The sequence below is a fragment of the Streptomyces sp. NPDC005141 genome, from assembly GCF_053599975.1.
This window is the reverse complement of record NZ_JBSFYW010000085.1, coordinates 1-12,075: the sequence shown is the minus strand read 5'-3', so window position 1 is coordinate 12,075 and position 12,075 is coordinate 1. Positions and strand designations below refer to the sequence as shown.

10 protein-coding genes and 2 pseudogenes are annotated in these 12,075 nt (G+C 66.2%); 7 read left to right on the top strand and 5 right to left on the bottom strand.

What is annotated here, in order from left to right; all coding sequences use genetic code 11:
• A complete protein-coding gene (locus tag ACWD68_RS37965) occupies nucleotides 1-4,314 on the top strand; it encodes a hypothetical protein (RefSeq protein ID WP_451811022.1) in 4,314 nt (1,437 codons plus the stop codon).
• Nucleotides 4,315-4,552: 238 nt separating this feature from the next.
• Here ACWD68_RS37965 and ACWD68_RS37960 read toward each other — a convergent pair whose 3' ends face one another.
• Nucleotides 4,553-4,807, bottom strand: a complete 255-nt coding sequence (locus ACWD68_RS37960; RefSeq protein WP_451811021.1) for a hypothetical protein — start codon at nucleotides 4,805-4,807, stop codon at nucleotides 4,553-4,555.
• 18 nt (nucleotides 4,808-4,825) lie between these two features.
• Nucleotides 4,826-5,974, bottom strand: coding sequence for a hypothetical protein (locus ACWD68_RS37955; RefSeq protein WP_451811020.1), 1,149 nt, complete (start codon nucleotides 5,972-5,974; stop codon nucleotides 4,826-4,828).
• 332 nt (nucleotides 5,975-6,306) lie between these two features.
• Between ACWD68_RS37955 and ACWD68_RS37950 the strand changes: the two genes are divergently transcribed.
• The 3 genes from ACWD68_RS37950 (at nucleotide 6,307) to ACWD68_RS37940 (ending at nucleotide 8,554) form a co-directional block, all read left to right on the top strand.
• Nucleotides 6,307-6,690, top strand: coding sequence for a tyrosine-type recombinase/integrase (locus ACWD68_RS37950; RefSeq protein ID WP_451811034.1), 384 nt, complete (start codon nucleotides 6,307-6,309; stop codon nucleotides 6,688-6,690).
• A complete protein-coding gene (locus tag ACWD68_RS37945; RefSeq protein WP_451811019.1) occupies nucleotides 6,687-7,016 on the top strand; it encodes a helix-turn-helix domain-containing protein in 330 nt (109 codons plus the stop codon). Before ACWD68_RS37950 ends, ACWD68_RS37945 begins: the two co-directional genes overlap by 4 nt.
• A gap of 218 nt (nucleotides 7,017-7,234) precedes the next feature.
• Nucleotides 7,235-8,554: a hypothetical protein gene (locus ACWD68_RS37940; protein ID WP_451811018.1), complete on the top strand. Its 1,320-nt coding sequence runs from the start codon at nucleotides 7,235-7,237 to the stop codon at nucleotides 8,552-8,554.
• 225 nt (nucleotides 8,555-8,779) lie between these two features.
• Here ACWD68_RS37940 and ACWD68_RS37935 read toward each other — a convergent pair whose 3' ends face one another.
• Nucleotides 8,780-9,298, bottom strand: a complete 519-nt coding sequence (locus tag ACWD68_RS37935) for a winged helix-turn-helix transcriptional regulator (protein ID WP_451811017.1) — start codon at nucleotides 9,296-9,298, stop codon at nucleotides 8,780-8,782.
• 99 nt (nucleotides 9,299-9,397) lie between these two features.
• Here ACWD68_RS37935 and ACWD68_RS37930 point away from each other — a divergent pair, with 99 nt between their 5' ends.
• A complete protein-coding gene (locus ACWD68_RS37930; protein WP_451811016.1) occupies nucleotides 9,398-10,183 on the top strand; it encodes an SDR family oxidoreductase in 786 nt (261 codons plus the stop codon).
• A 26-nt stretch (nucleotides 10,184-10,209) separates the two neighbouring features.
• Nucleotides 10,210-10,569: a nuclear transport factor 2 family protein gene (locus tag ACWD68_RS37925; RefSeq protein ID WP_451811015.1), complete on the top strand. Its 360-nt coding sequence runs from the start codon at nucleotides 10,210-10,212 to the stop codon at nucleotides 10,567-10,569.
• 297 nt (nucleotides 10,570-10,866) lie between these two features.
• Here the strand turns inward: ACWD68_RS37925 and ACWD68_RS37920 are convergent.
• Nucleotides 10,867-11,043: pseudogene (locus tag ACWD68_RS37920) on the bottom strand (replication-relaxation family protein); the annotation flags it as partial.
• Nucleotides 11,044-11,158: 115 nt separating this feature from the next.
• Here ACWD68_RS37920 and ACWD68_RS37915 point away from each other — a divergent pair.
• Nucleotides 11,159-11,446: a hypothetical protein gene (locus tag ACWD68_RS37915; protein ID WP_451811014.1), complete on the top strand. Its 288-nt coding sequence runs from the start codon at nucleotides 11,159-11,161 to the stop codon at nucleotides 11,444-11,446.
• A 98-nt stretch (nucleotides 11,447-11,544) separates the two neighbouring features.
• Here the strand turns inward: ACWD68_RS37915 and ACWD68_RS37910 are convergent.
• Nucleotides 11,545-12,075, bottom strand: a pseudogene (locus ACWD68_RS37910) (hypothetical protein); the annotation flags it as partial.

Genomic DNA, 12,075 nt, shown 5'->3' with positions numbered 1-12,075 from the left:
ATGCGACGGCCGTGGTTGGAACAAAGGATCTCATCCGCCGTCGAAGCATCGGAGAGAACGACCGTCGGCTCCGGCGCAGTTGTCGTCGTCGGGGAGCCAGGGTGCGGGAAGACGGTACTTGCCGCCCAGCTCGCACTGGCCTGGCGCTGCCCGTGCATCATCCTGAGAACCGGCAGCACCGACAGCACGGTTGCCTCCGATCCCAAGAATGTACTCGTCTCGCTCGGGCTGCAGTTGCGGACACTTTTCGGCCCCGACATCTTCGGCGGCCCGGACGTGCAGCTCCGTGCCCGTGTCACAGCCGACAGCTTCGGCCCTGATGCCACCGGATACGGAGCACACATCGACGTTGTGTGTCTGTCTCCGTTCAAACGCGTCCTGATTGACGCCGCAGTCGACGCCGCTGACGTCAGGGGAGAGGTAGCCGCCGTCCGGATCGGGGAGTTGCGAGACGTCGTGGACTCCATGTCCGAGTCCAGACTCGCGCAGGAAGCCGTTGTGGACCCGTTGCGGCGTCTGGCTGAGCTTCAGCCGAACGCGCTCGTCCGCGTGGTCGTGGACGGCCTGGACGAGAGCGAGCCGCTGAGCCGTCTCCTGCCCCTTGGCCCAGAAGGCCCAGTGAATCTGACGTGGGTCGTGACGAGCAGGCCGGGCCGGCACCTCCATCGCTTTACCCCTTCCCATGAAGCAGACGTCGTACGGCTTGACCTGGACGCGCAAGACGCGCACCAACACTGCCTGGAAGACGCCGAGCGCTACGTGAACCATCGGTTCGCTACCGAGGACGTCGCAAACGCCGTGACGCGCGCGCCACGTATCGCCGTCCCCCCAGCGCAGTTCACCCACCAAGTCGCGCAGGCCAGCAACGGCAATTTCCTCTACCTGCACCATCTTCTCCACGGTCTGGAAGAGACGGCACGTGACGGGCTGCTTCCACCGGCGCTCGACAAGACAGAACTGCCAGCCAGCCTCGAGGGCATCTACCGATACCTGGTCTCCGAGCGGTTGCATGAGCGCGCTGGGGTCGCATGGCAGAGTGAGTACGCCCCCGTTCTCGGCGTGCTGGCAGCCGCAAGGGCTCCTCTCCGTGTGCACGAACTTGCGGCGGCGGCGGACACCGACGAGCAGGCCGTCGACAACGTGCTGGGGAACCTTGAGCAGTTCATCGAGCGGACGCCAGTTTCCGGAGATGCGGCGTTCGCTCTGTACCACCGCTCGTTCGGCGAGTTCCTCCTGACCCAGGACCGGTCCCGCAACCCCCGGCCCCTCCGGCCCCCCGCGGAGTATCACGCGCGTCTGGCAGCATCCCTCGGCGAGGTGCCCGAGACCGACTACGGGCTGCGACACATGGCCGGGCACCTCGCTGAAGCAGGACAGATCGATCGGCTCGCCTCGGTGATCATGGGTCCGTTTCTGAGACGCCAGTGGGAGATCCTCGGTTCGGCGGCGGTGCTGGACACCCTCCGACTCGGTGTGCGGGCGGCGGCCGAATTGGGCCGTGACGCTCTGCTTGTCACGCTGCTGGACCGGGGTGCGGACCTCGAGGAACAGCTACGTCAAGAATGGGAATCCGGAACCTACATTCTCGCCCTGTGCGACACACGTGCTGCCGTAGAGCAGCGCGGCAGGGCGGGCGGCATGAAGCTTCCGTATTCAGGTTTCCTGGCAACCGAAAGGCTGCTGGACCTCGAAGCGCCCGAAGCCGCGCTCACGCTGCTCCGCGACGTGCTGCGGCGCCCCTGGACCGAGCCCCGACCGGAACGGGTTGCTGGAATCGGGTTTGCAGAAGGCACGCTCTGGGACTCCGTAGAGGATTCCCTTGTTCACTTTCTCGCCCGTGTTGCCGCACTCGACGCCGACATCGCTTTGGCCCTGACGAGCCGTCTCTACCCTGACGGCCCTGATCTACCCAACGTCGCCACGGCCTGGCGGGACACTTTGAAAGCCCTCATGACCCGGGAACCGACAGCCCACACCTGCAAGAGGGCCACCGACACGACCATGGCGTGGCTTTCCCGTCCACGCTACGCCCACGGGGTGGCGAGTCTGGTGGACACCCTGTGGGAGGTCTTCGCCCGAGCCGCGCCGACCGCGGAGGGAAAATGGTTCGCATCGACAGCGGCAACGGCGTCGGCACTACGGGTGAGGGTGCCGAGCAGGCTTGAGGGCACCGCGTACGACAATCTCGCGGCCACGTTGGGTGGCCAATTCACCCTCATGGAGTCCCTCGACGGCCCATGGGCAGACGCCTTACGGGAAACGCTCACGACAACCCTGCACACCGTCCCGCTGCCCGAGCTTCCCCAGGCCGGCGCCTACAGTCCACGAGCATCCTCGTACGGGCATCTGGCATGGCTTGCCCACCGACTGCAGCTTCCGGAGTTTGCTGAGATGGCCGCCGTCGCGCTGGACACATGTGCGCTCGATGCCTCCCTCGTCGATCGCTCTGCCGCGCCCATTTCCACGGGACTCGCGTGGCTGGAGCAGACGACGGACGAGGTGCGGGCTCGGGTGGAACAGATTACGGCTCGGCACAACCTCGATGGAGATCTCGCCTACGCCCGAGAAGCGGCAGCACATCCGGAGCGCCCCAAGGACGTAGAGGCTTCCCTGAACGCCATTACCGAAGCGCGGACCGTCTATGCGGCAGGGAGAAGTGCGCTGGCCATGTGGCGCCGAGAGACAACGTCTCCGGAGGAGGTTGCCCAAGCACTCAGCCACAGGCGCCCATCGTCATCACGCCCGCCAGCACACCCCAGACCACGAGCGGCCGATCTCCTCCGCGAAGCGCTCGTCCCCTTGCTCACCTATGTCTCAGCCCCGTGGGCGTTGGAAATGGCCAGGGACCTCAGCGCCCAGAGGCAAGCGGATCGGCGACTCGCCGTGACACCGAACTGGCGGGAGATCCGGCGGAACCGCTGGTCGAACCTGGCGGCAGATGGATCTGCCGACCTGCTCCGCGCGGAGGTTCTCGCCCGGTGGGAAGAGATGGGATCTGAACCGGACGAGGCGGAGTCGAGAATGGACTGCTGCCTGGCCGCCTGCTCGTTCGACCCAGACCTCGCCGACAGGTGGTGGAATGATCTGGTGGAAAGCCTCGACGAACTGGACCGAGGCGCAGTCGTTGTCCTCATGGTCGACCGTTTGGCCACCGCTCATCCGGACCGCCTGAGTGATCTCGGCCGAAAATGGATCGGACAGCTCCCCCGAATCGCACCCCTCGACGCGGTGACATCCTTCGAGATAGGTCTCTGCCAGCTGTGGAGCGACCGCGCCAAGGCCCACCCGTTGCTGCAGGAACACCTAGAGCTCACGCTGCGACGCTTCGCTCACGCCCTGGAAAGCGAATTTCAACGGGTGTCCGCCGACGACAGCGAGGACGGCTGGCCGTTCATCGGCAACCTCGTTGGGATCGCCGGAGCGGCTGGAACAGGCTCTGCCGCTGCTACGAAGATGAGCCAAGACGTACTGCGGCTGTGGCAGAACCAGTCAGACGCCACCACCGCGACTGAACACGCTCTTGGCATCCTCCGAGGTGTGGTGGACGGAACATCGGCAGCCATGCACAGCGGGCCGGCCGCCGACGTGGTCGTGACGCTGCTCGACACCGTCAACGCACGCGCTCTCAACCGCGTCGACTGCGTGACCGCGTTGCAGACAGCCCGCAGACTCAAGGCTGCTGCCCCGGCGACCTCACACCGCACCTTTGAAACGATTCTGGCCGACGTGGGCAGAGAGCAACGCAGTCAGTCCTGGCTGGTGGGCATAGGGGAGAGCATCGCCGAGGTGATGTACCACAGCACGGCAAGCAAGGAGTTCAAATCGCTCGCAGATAAGATGGAGTTCCGATTGGTCGAGAGCCTCGTGTCCTTGTGTACGAGCACCACCGTGGACAGGCCCGGACTGCTTGCTCTGCACAAGCGCGTCATGGAGGTCGACGATGTCGACCGACGCTCCGCGTTGTTCGCGTCGCTCGCCGTCGGCTGGCTTCGGCTGGGGGACCTGGTCCGGGCAAGAGCAGCGGCAGCTGTGGCGACGACGAGTGCTCTCGGCGCCGCTGGCTACTACAACGAGCTGGCCCACCTTTCTGTCCGGTCGTCCGAGGAGCAAGCACGGTCGACTCGGCCCCTGATTCTCGACAGCCTCCTACGGTGTCAGGAGATGACCGAGGATGCAGCGACGAGCGTCCTCATCGCCTGGTTCGGGCTCCGCAGCCGTGCATCGACTGTGGGACGCCGAGGCGCTGCGAGAGTCGATCCCGAGAAGCTGCGGGTGATCGTGCGCGCGATTCGGTCATCCGCGTTCCCCCTGTAAGCCTCCACCAGAGGACATTGCGACGCTGGCCCTGTCCGCCCGCTGTCCAGGTGTGACGACCAGGGACAATGGGCGGCAGCGGCCGTCCGCACTCAGGTGCAGCTTGATGGGAAACCCGCCGCGCGAGCGGCCCAGGCCCTCACCTCCCGCACCACCTCGACAGCCCCGTGCGTCCCCGGTCGGCGGCTCCGGACTGCGTGGTACGGATGCGAGGGCGCCGTGGCGGGGTAGGGGAGGGTCAGCGGGTGCGAGACGATCCTGAGCCGCCTGGCGTTTGGGGCGCCCAGGTCGGCTCTGCCGTGGCCTCCCTCATGGACGGTTCGTCCATGAGGACATGCCAGCCGTCGGCGCCCGCGTTCCCGTCGAGGCGCACGCTGATCTCCTTCTTCTGCCCGGTGTCCTGGAAGTACAGGACGACGGTCTGACGCTCGGAGCCTTCGTCGTAGAAGTCGGCTATGACCTTCCCGCCCGCTCCCTTTCCGAATGCACTCATTCCTTGCCCACGCAGGGATCAGTTGCTCAGCGGGGAGCCGCTAGGAATCGGTGCGAGCGCGTTGTCGGGAACCGTCCGCACTGCAGCCCAGCCTCCATAGCGTGCCAGGACTGTCGGACTTACCACCCAGCGGCGCGTCCTGTTCTCCATCCGCCACACTGCCGGCGCGTGCTCTTCCTTCAGCAGGGTTCCGTCGACCGGGGTGTCACCGATCTCTGCATTGGCCAGCGTTCCATCAGGTACTTGTCGCACGGAAGCCCATCCGCCGTATAGGCGGACTAGCGTGGCCGGATCGGGTACCCAGAACTTGGCCCCGCCGAAGAGGACGTATACCTCAGGCTTTGACGTCTCCCGGATGACACTCCCGTCCGGGAACTCGTTGGTCCCGCCAAGCTTGTCGACCTGAACGTAGAACACATAGTGCCCACGCAGAGACGGGTCATCTTCGCAGCGGATGGCGATAATGCCATTGCCGAGACCACTGATGTTGTGCGAGCACAGATACTCTGCGGTTTCGTAGTTCAGGGCTAGGGTGGTTGGGTTGAACTGGGCCCCGTCGGACTGGTTAGGGTCACGTTGCAGCCCGATCGGTCGCTGCATCGAACGACCGAAGGGCGACCAAAGCCCTGCCAGCGTGGCGAAGGTCTGAATTCCGAGTGACACCGCGTCGAAGACAGGCCGCGACACCGGCCAGATCCCGCCGAAGATGTCCTTTGCGCGCGCCCCGAACTGTGTATCGACGTTCTTCTGCCAGGTGATCCAGCCATCTATTGCGCCCTGCCCCGGATCCCACTCCCAGAGCGTCGGCGTCAGGAACACCAGGGTGTCATCGCTGTGCCGGAGCTCTCCCTGCCAGATCTTGTACGGCGGGTACCGGCGGGGGTCGGACTGCTCTTTGGTCTCGAGGTCAACACTGCGCAGGTGCGGTGTGGGGGTGGGAAAGGTGTCACCGGTGACGATGCCCCCGGTCCGCGACCCGAGCCAGTCACGTGCTGTTCCGACCTGCAGTCGCCCCCCTAAACCCCGTACGTCGCCCATGGTCATGCTGGAGTCATCTGAGGTGGCCACGACCGAGCCGTCCTTGCTTACCACCTTCGTCAGCGTCCGGAAGTAGACCTCGTCGTGTTGGCCGTCCCAATTCAGTGCGTCGTCCCATGTCTCGCTCAAACAAGCGAAGCCATTAATTCCCACACGGTATGTCCCTACAGTCACAACCGCCCCCTATCACTCGCTTGTCGGACCATCACTGGATGTGCAGATGATCGCCGTTACGGAGCTCAAGCGACCGTCATCCTGCCCCCTGCGGGACCTGGTCGCATAGGCGGCTTGCGTGCGTAATTGCTGCGTATGTGAGCACGGTTTCGCCATAGACATACAAGCGAGCTCACGAGGGGGCGCACTTCGACGAGTTCGTCACGCGGAGCACAGGGGTATCCTCTGGCTCGGCGCTCTCCGGGGATCAGGCAGGAGCGGTTAGATAACGACCAGATGTTGACGGGATCCGTCATCGCAAGGACGTCTGGGGCCAGTTTGACGACGACCACACCCGCCCCGGCGCCCCGCTGTTTCCCTCCGAGCGGAAGAACGCCGACGGCTCCTCGCGTCGGGTTGGCGACGACGCCCTGCGAGGTGGACTCAAGGACGCGGCCAAAGCGCACCTGTCCGCTTGGGGCGAGAAGCTGACCCCACATGTTCTGCGGCATTTCTGTGCGTCCCAACTCTACGTAAAAGGGCTGGACTTGCTCGCGATCCAGGAGGTTTTGGGACATTCATGGATTGCCATGACGATGCGATACATCCACGTTCAGCAGACCCGGGTCGAGGACGCCTGGGTCGCCGGGACGCAACGGGCTGCGAAGCGGCTGGAAGGACTGATCCGATGAGGTGGAACCTGCGGCTGACCGCCGCGAACAAAAGGGTCTGGAAGGCTTCTGAGCTCCAGCGGAGCCTGGCCGAGCACGGGTTGGTGATCTCGGCGGGGAAAATGTCCGGTCTGTGGTCCGGGCAGCCCGTCTCGCTCAAGTTGGAGGACCTGGACGTCATCTGTGTCGTCCTCGGCTGTGAGATCGGCGACCTGCTGATCCCCGAGCCGGAGAAGGTCAGCCGCCCGGGGCAGGCGCAGACGGAACGAGCGGCGGTCGGTGCAGGGACCGCCGCACCGGCGGTGATCCCCAAGCGCCGGGACGGCCGGTCGCTACCACCGGAGTGAACTGGTGGCACGCTTCCCGAAGGGCTACGTCAAGCCCACCAGCTCCTGCCCAGGTTGCCTGGCCTGGGGCGACTTCCGCGGTCGGCTCTGGCACACCTGCTACATGATCAGCCGCAGCCACGAAACGGCCGTCTGCATCGGCTGCCGGCGAGTCCAGCCGCTGATACTGCCGTCTGTGCTGGTGCCAGGCCCGGCTCAACGCTAGGACCGCCACCGGCATGCCGACCGTCAGCGGCGAGGTGATGACCCCGTGGCTCCAGGCCGTCCGCCATCACCAGCTCTTCTTCGTGGGACTGCATTACCGCAGAGGATCGGCTCTCAGCGCCCTGCGCCACGTCAAGGCGCGAGAAGCATCCCGCAGGCCGCCGCCCGTGTCGCGCTCACGGCCGAGAACCGGTCGGAGGCAACTGCCACTGTTCGAGCAGGTTCCGCGTGACTACGGTCGGCTCGACCCGGCCGCCGCCGACCTGGCCAGCCCCTGGCTGGCCTGGGCGAAGCACCTCGCCCACCAACTCGCCGAAGCTCGGGGCTGGGGACGCGGCATCCGCTTCGCTGTCAACCGCGGCCTGGCCATCGTGCTCACCGGATACACCGAGGGCGACGTCATCCGCCACAGCGAGATATTCACCCCGCTCCGCGCCCTCGACCTGCGGGTTGGCCACGTCATCACGGTCCTTGAGGAGATGGGAATCTTCCTGGATGACGAGGAACCCTTCTTCGAGCAATGGCTCGCTGAGCGTCTGGAAGGCATTGCCCCCGGCATCGCTGCGGAAGCCGAACGCTGGACCCGAGTTCTGCGCGACGGCGGCCCCCGCAGCCTGCCCCGGCAGCAAGCCACGGTCCGGCTCTACCTCAACCGGGCCCGCCCAGCGCTGTTGGCGTGGTCGAACCGCTACGACCACCTGCGGGAGGTGACCCGCGAAGACGTGCTGGCCCATGCCAAGACAGTGCACGGCCGCCACCGCATGGACGAGATGGTCGCCCTGCGCTCACTGTTCGCCTGGGCCAAGCGGTCCGGCCTGATCTTTCGCAACCCGGCCAGCCGTATCAAGGTCGGCCAGATCGAGTACAGCGTGCTCCAACCGCTCGCACCCGACAAGATCGACCGCTCCGTTGCCGCGGCGACCACCCCTGCCGCCCGGCTTGTCCTCGCTCTCGCGGCGGTGCACGCGGCCCGGGTCGCCCAGATCGCCACCCTCATGCTCGACGATGTCGACATCGGGAACCGCCGCCTGACCATCGCCGGCCGTGTCCGGCCCGTCGCCGATCTCACCCTGAAACTACTGCTGGACTGGCTGGAATACCGGCGCGAGCGCTGGCCAAACACGGCCAACGTCCACCTGCTGATCAACAACCAGACCGCTACGGGCACCGGTCGCGCCAGTCACCGCTGGATCCGTGGGCCCCTGCGCGGCCAGGAGGCGACTTTGGAACGGCTCCGCGTCGATCGACAACTCGAAGAGGCCATGGCCCAGGGCCCTGACCCCCTCCACCTTGCTGAGGTGTTCGGGCTTCACGAGAAGACGGCCATGCGCTAGGCGGGGTCCGCACGAGCTCTGCTGGAGCAGGCTGCCGAGACCGACCCCTGATGGGGATTCTTGGAAACGACCGGTGTTGCTCCTCGCCCAACTTGATCCAGTTCTCAACGACTGGGGAGGGTTGGCAGGTATCACGCCAGCGACAAGCCGGTGCCGTGAGGCCGGCCAGGTGCGGCCCGTGCTCGCAGCGCTGCTCAAGGCTGTACGAAAATCTTCCGGGCCTACTTACGCCTCTTCCGCGGGAGTGGCCGGTCGTGCCGTGTAGCGGTTGCGCATCGCGTCGCTGGCTGCGGGGCCCGCGGTGAAGACGTAGGCGGCGCTGTCGTCGAGTCGGCGGCCGGTTTTGGCGTCGACGACGACCGGCTCAACTTCCTCGCCGCTGTGCGCGTCGACGAGGATCATGCTGCGCTCCGTCGCCGTGAGGCGGGCATTGCCCCACGCGGCCAGGGCGACGATCACCGGGCGCAGCGAGCGCCCGAGTTCGGTCAGGACGTACTCGTGCCGGACAGGGCTGGTCTGGTAGGGCCGGCGCTCCAGCAGGCCGTCCGCGACCAGGGTCTTCAGCCGGGTGGTGAGCATGCTGGAGGAGATGCCCAGGCTCTCCTGGAACTGGTCGAAGCGGGTGTAGCCGTCGAAGGCGTCGTGGAGGATCAGCAGTGTCCACCACTCGCCGACGTGTTCCACCGTCGTGGACAGCGGGCACTCCCGGTCCTCCAGCCTGATCCGGCTTGCCACGGCGACCATCCCCTCAGTTACTGCTAAAGTCGAAGTTAGTGGCTTCTATTTTAGCAGTCGAGATGGGGGCGGCGCCTCGTATACCCGCGCCCGGGAAGGGAGCACAACGTGACCACATCCATCAGCGAATCCCTCGAAGGCCGACGCGCTCTGGTCACCGGCGGCACCAAGGGCACCGGAGCCGCCATCGCCCGACGCCTGGCCCAGGTCGGCGCGACCGTGCTGGTCACCGCCCGCAGCCGCCCCGACGACGTCGAGGAGAAGACGTTCATCGCCGCCGACCTGTCCACCGCCCAGGGCGCCGCCCACGTCGCCTCCGAGGTGGACGCCCGCGTGGCAGGCGTCGACATCCTGGTCAACACCCTCGGCGGCTCCGAGGCACCGGCAGGAGGATTCGCCGCGCTCGGCGAGGACGACTGGGCCAGGGAGCTGAACACGAATCTGCTGGCCGCCGTCCGCCTGGACCGCGCCCTCCTCCCGCACATGATCGCCAAAGGCAGAGGCGCGATCGTGCACGTCACCTCGATCCAGCGCCGCATGCCGCTGTGGAACGGCACCCTGGCCTACGCCGCCGCCAAAGCCGCCCTGACGACCTACAGCAAAGGACTGGCCAACGAGGTCGCCCCCCACGGCGTCCGCGTCAACACCGTCTCACCCGGCTTCGTCCAGACCTCGGCCGCCGACAACCTCGTCGCCCGGATCGCCCACGACGCCGGTATCACCCAGGAAGCGGCGCTGGGCCGGCTCATGGACTCCCTGGGAGGCATCCCGCTCGGCCGTCCCAACCAGCCCGAGGAAGTTGCCGAGCTCGTCGCCTTCCTCGTTTCCGACCGCGCCTCGGCCATCGTCGGCGCCGAACACGTCATCGACGGCGGCACCACCCCCACCGTCTGAACCCGCCACCACCCATCAGGAGCGTCATGCACGACAACCAGCCCCGGACCATCACCCCGGACGACCTGCCCGAGGTGATCACCCGCTACCTCACAGCGCACCGCGCCCACGACACCACCACCGCGGTCACGACGTTCACCGACGACGCCACAGTGATCGACGACGGCAACACCTACCAGGGCAGCGCCGCGATTGAGCGGTGGCTGGACCGATCCGCCACCGAATTCACCTACACCATCCACCTCACGAACGCTCAGGAGACCGACACGGCCCACTACATCGCCACACACCACCTCGAAGGCAACTTCCCCGGCGGCACCATCGATCTCCGCTATCGGTTCACGCTGCACGACGACCTCATCGAACACCTCGCCATCGAACCCTGAGCTCGCTCCCACACCACCTCTTCCCGCCCACGAGAGAGACCCCACCCGGCCCCAGACCGCCCCGTCCCAGCCCTCGTGCCCACCCAGCCACCCGACCAAGAGCCAGCCCTCAAGTTCGGCATCCACCCGCAGATCAGCACTTGCACGCCTGAGGAATCAAGGCGAGCAACTCCGGGGCCATCCTCAGCACAGGGTGAGGAGATTCAAAGATCCCCATCACCCCGCGAGTTGGCCCCGAACCCACAGGGCCATCCCCGAGAATCTGGGCACCGCACCCTCGGGCTCGCGCTGAAGAAGTCACAGTTCCGACCACGGGCGCCTCTCTCCACCCGCAAGCGGCACCCATACGTCGGCGGTGGCTCCGTGTGCTTCCACGTCCTCGAGCACGGCGGCCCCAAGCCGCACGTTGCGGGCGAGGTCGGCGACGAGGGGGTGCTGGGAGGCCATGGCCTGCAGGTCGCTGATCCGGTTGCGGACCAAGCTGGGCTCTCCCGGCCACGTTCTGACCATCGCCGCAGACTGGCCCCGCCTCTCCCGTCCCCTGCGGCGGGAGAGACGGGGCCGAAGCCTCGACCATCATCTTCGTCTCATGCAGCTGCCCGTCCTCGTCTTTCGGGAGGAGGCTGCGAGGATGACGCCCATGACACAGAAGCGTCCGTGGCAGCGGGACGAATTCACCCAGGCGCCAGCACTCGACTTCGATTTCGAAGATGCATCTGATGACGAGGTGCGCTCCTACTGCCTCCAGCGTTCGCGTGCCTTCCTCGCCCGAGCGGAAGCGCCGGACTCTGCGATCAACAGCAGCCGGCAGCTGGAGATCGCCGCCCACTACGCGATGATCGCGCAAGCCTTCCGGTTCGAACCTGAGACGACGTGACCGGCGAGCCGCCATCCCATCGACGACGCTATGTACTCGCCGACCGGCGAACCGCAGCGATCGCTAGCTCCGGGGCGGCGACGATCGTGACTTTCCGATCAGCCTGCCTCGTGATCACGTTCCTGCCGTGAGCTTGACGAGCAACTGCCCCGGCGTGTCAGACATCTGTGGCCTCGTCCACGCGCCCGCCCGGGCCAGCCCAGACAGCGAAACGCTGCTGGATGCCCAGCAGGTTCAGGCGCTGCGCCACGGCTTCCGCGCTGTCGTCTTCTTGGCTGCCTTCTTGGCGGGCTGCTTCTTTGCCGTCTTCTTGGCCGTCGTCCTTTTGGCTGCGGTTTCTTCTTGGGCATGTCGTGGATGGTGGCGTCCTCGCCCCGGGACGCCTTGGCCTTGGCCACGGACTCTTTGAGCGCGGCCATCAGGTCGACGACCTGCCCCGGCGTCTCAGGCTCCTCAGCTGTGGGAGGTTCACGGTTCTCCCGCTTTGCCTCGATGAGCTGCTCCACGGCTTCCGTGTACCGGTCGGTGAAGTCGTCGCCTTCCAGGTCGTCGCGGGTCAGCCGGTCGATGAGCTGCTCGGCCTGGGCGATCTCGTCGTCGGTGAGTTCCACTTCTTCCGGTTTCAGCTG

Coding starts and splice junctions, on each gene's coding strand:
- ACWD68_RS37940 (WP_451811018.1), top strand. CDS start 7,235: ATGCCGACCGTCAGCGGCGAGGTGATGACCCCGTGGCTCCAGGCCGTC.
- ACWD68_RS37945 (WP_451811019.1), top strand. CDS start 6,687: ATGAGGTGGAACCTGCGGCTGACCGCCGCGAACAAAAGGGTCTGGAAG.
- ACWD68_RS37925 (WP_451811015.1), top strand. CDS start 10,210: ATGCACGACAACCAGCCCCGGACCATCACCCCGGACGACCTGCCCGAG.
- ACWD68_RS37960 (WP_451811021.1), bottom strand. CDS start 4,807: ATGAGTGCATTCGGAAAGGGAGCGGGCGGGAAGGTCATAGCCGACTTC.
- ACWD68_RS37915 (WP_451811014.1), top strand. CDS start 11,159: ATGCAGCTGCCCGTCCTCGTCTTTCGGGAGGAGGCTGCGAGGATGACG.
- ACWD68_RS37965 (WP_451811022.1), top strand. CDS start 1: ATGCGACGGCCGTGGTTGGAACAAAGGATCTCATCCGCCGTCGAAGCA.
- ACWD68_RS37935 (WP_451811017.1), bottom strand. CDS start 9,298: ATGGTCGCCGTGGCAAGCCGGATCAGGCTGGAGGACCGGGAGTGCCCG.